The sequence below is a fragment of the Micromonospora echinofusca genome, from assembly GCF_017614955.1.
In the GTDB taxonomy this organism is placed as follows: domain Bacteria; phylum Actinomycetota; class Actinomycetes; order Mycobacteriales; family Micromonosporaceae; genus Micromonospora; species Micromonospora echinofusca_A.
Genome location: NZ_WVUH01000572.1, coordinates 1 through 2,520 on the forward strand (window position 1 = coordinate 1; position 2,520 = coordinate 2,520).

The window sequence follows — 2,520 nt, forward strand, 5'->3', positions numbered from 1 at the left end:
GGTGGGCTCCGATACGCTCGGGTGCGTCGACGACGACGAACGGCTGACGGTGGCCGTACTGCGGTAAGGAGCGAGATCAGTGTCTGAGCTGTCCCAGATCGTCAAGGCGTACGACGTCCGAGGGACGGTTCCCCAGCAGTGGGACGCGCGCGCCGCAGAGGCGCTCGGGGCGGCTTTCGCCCAGCTCCTCAACGGCTCCGACGAGCGGCGGGACACGGTCGTCGTGGCGTACGACATGCGGCAGACCTCGCCCGGGCTGGCCGCCGCCTTCGCCGCCGGGGTACGCGCCGAGGGCATCGGCGTGATCGACGCCGGGCTCGGCTCCACCGACCTGCTCTACTACGCCTCCGGCATCCTGGATCTGCCCGGCGCGATGTTCACCGCCAGTCACAACCCGGCGCAGTACAACGGGATCAAGATGTGCTACCCGGGTGCCCGGCCGATCGGTCAGGACACCGGCCTGGCCGAGATCCGGGACCGGGCCCAGGCGCTGCTGGACAAGGGCGAACCGCATCCGGCGGGCGAGCCGGTGGCACCGGTCGAGCGCCGCGACCTGCTCGCCGACTACGCGGCGCATCTGCGTCACCTGGTCGACCTGCGCGGGATCCGGCCGCTGAAGGTGGTGGTCGACGCCGGTAACGGGATGGGCGGCCACACCGTACCGAGTGTGCTCGGTGACGCGGTCCTGCCGGCCCTGCCGCTGACCATCGTGCCGCTCTATTTCGAGCTGGACGGCTCGTTCCCCAACCACGAGGCCAACCCGCTCGACCCGGCCAACCTGGTCGACCTCCAGCACGCGGTCCGCGCGCACGGTGCCGACCTGGGGCTGGCGTTCGACGGTGACGCCGACCGGTGCTTCGTGGTCGACGAGCGGGGCGAACCGGTCTCCCCGTCGGCGATCACCGCCCTGGTGGCGGTCCGCGAGCTGGCCAAGCACCCCGGCTCGACGGTCATCCACAATCTGATCACCTCCAGCGCCGTACCGGAGATCGTCCGGGAGCACGGCGGCGAACCGGTCTGCACCCGGGTCGGGCACTCCTTCATCAAGGCGGAGATGGCCCGTACCGGTGCGGTCTTCGGCGGTGAGCACTCGGCGCACTACTACTTCCGGGACTTCTGGTTCGCCGACACCGGCATGCTGGCCGCGATGCACCTGCTCGCCGCGCTCGGCGGGCAGGACCGGCCACTCTCCGAGCTGGCCGGTGTGTACGAGCGGTACGTCGCCTCGGGCGAGATCAACTCCACGGTGGCCGACCAGGCGGCGAAGATCGCCGAGGTCAGGGGCGCGTACCCGGAGGCGACCGCCGACGAGTTGGACGGGCTGACGCTCCGCTTCACCGACGGCGCCTGGCTCAACCTCCGCCCGTCGAACACCGAGCCGTTGCTCCGGCTCAATGTGGAGGCGCCGTCCCGGGAGCGGATGATCTCGCTACGCGACGACGTGCTCGGCCTCGTTCGCCGATAAGATCCGTGCGCCGGTCGCCACCGACGACCGGCCGACCGCATACGTGGAAGGAGCCGCGCCGTGGCCCTGGACCCGCAGTTGCTCGAGATCCTCGCCTGTCCCGACACACACCATGCCCCGCTGGACTACGACCCGGACGCGCAGACCCTGACCTGCACCGAGTGCGGTCGGATCTTCGAGGTCCGGGACGACGTACCGGTGCTCCTGCTGGACGAGGCGCGTGGCGGCTCCGGGGGGCAGGCATGAGGGAGCCGGTGGCCGGGGTCAGCGGGCGGCGCGAGGCCGACGAGGCCCTGCTCGACGATCCGGACGCGCTGGCCGAGCTGGACCCGGGCGGCATGCTCCGGTTCACCGCCTCGGCCGGCGCCCAGGTGCGGGAGTCGGCCGCGCTGGCGGCGGAGGCCAACCTGGGGGTACTCGCCGACGAGGGCCGCCCCAGGGCGGTGGTGATCGCCGGTATCGGCACCGCCGGGCGTACCGGTGACGTGCTGGCCACGGTCGCCGGGCCGCGCTGCCCGGTCCCGGTCATCCCGCACCGCAGCGCCGGCATCCCCGGCTGGGTGGGCGCGGCGGACGTGGTGATCGCGATCAGCGCCTCGGGGCGCAGCCCGGAGGCGCTCGGCGCGGCCGAGGCGGCCGCCCGCCGGGGTGCCCGGCTGGTGGCGATCGGTGCCCCCGACTCGCAGCTCCAGTCGGTCGCCGACCGGGTGCGGGCCCCGTTCATCCCGGTACCCCGCCGGGCACCGGCCCGGGCCAGCCTCTGGGCGCTCACCGTGCCGGTTCTGCTCGCCGCCCGTACCCTCGGCCTGGTGAAGGTCAACGAGGCGGACCTGGCGGAGACCGCGGCCCGGCTGGACGCGGACGCGGACCGGTGCCGGCCCACCGCCGAGTCGTTCGTGAACCCGGCGAAGTCGCTCGCGCTCGGGCTGGCCGGTTCGGTGCCGATCGTCTGGGGTTCCTCCCCGCTGGCCACCGTCGCCGCCCGACGGTTCGGCGACACCCTGTCGGCGAACGCCCGCTACCCGGTGGTGGCGGGGGCGCTCGGTGAGGCGGGG

Annotated in this window: 3 protein-coding genes; all 3 read left to right on the forward strand. The window is 73.2% G+C overall.

Annotated features, from left to right (window positions below):
• The first annotated feature begins 79 nt into the window (after nt 1–79).
• Nucleotides 80–1,465, forward strand: a complete 1,386-nt coding sequence (locus tag GSF22_RS32835) for a phosphomannomutase/phosphoglucomutase (RefSeq protein ID WP_208817799.1) — start codon at nt 80–82, stop codon at nt 1,463–1,465.
• Nucleotides 1,466–1,525: 60 nt separating this feature from the next.
• Nucleotides 1,526–1,711: a Trm112 family protein gene (locus tag GSF22_RS32840; protein WP_208817800.1), complete on the forward strand. Its 186-nt coding sequence runs from the start codon at nt 1,526–1,528 to the stop codon at nt 1,709–1,711.
• The coding region (locus GSF22_RS32845; protein ID WP_208817801.1) for an SIS domain-containing protein at nt 1,708–2,520 on the forward strand (813 nt) is incomplete at its 3' end. The genes GSF22_RS32840 and GSF22_RS32845, both read left to right, overlap by 4 nt.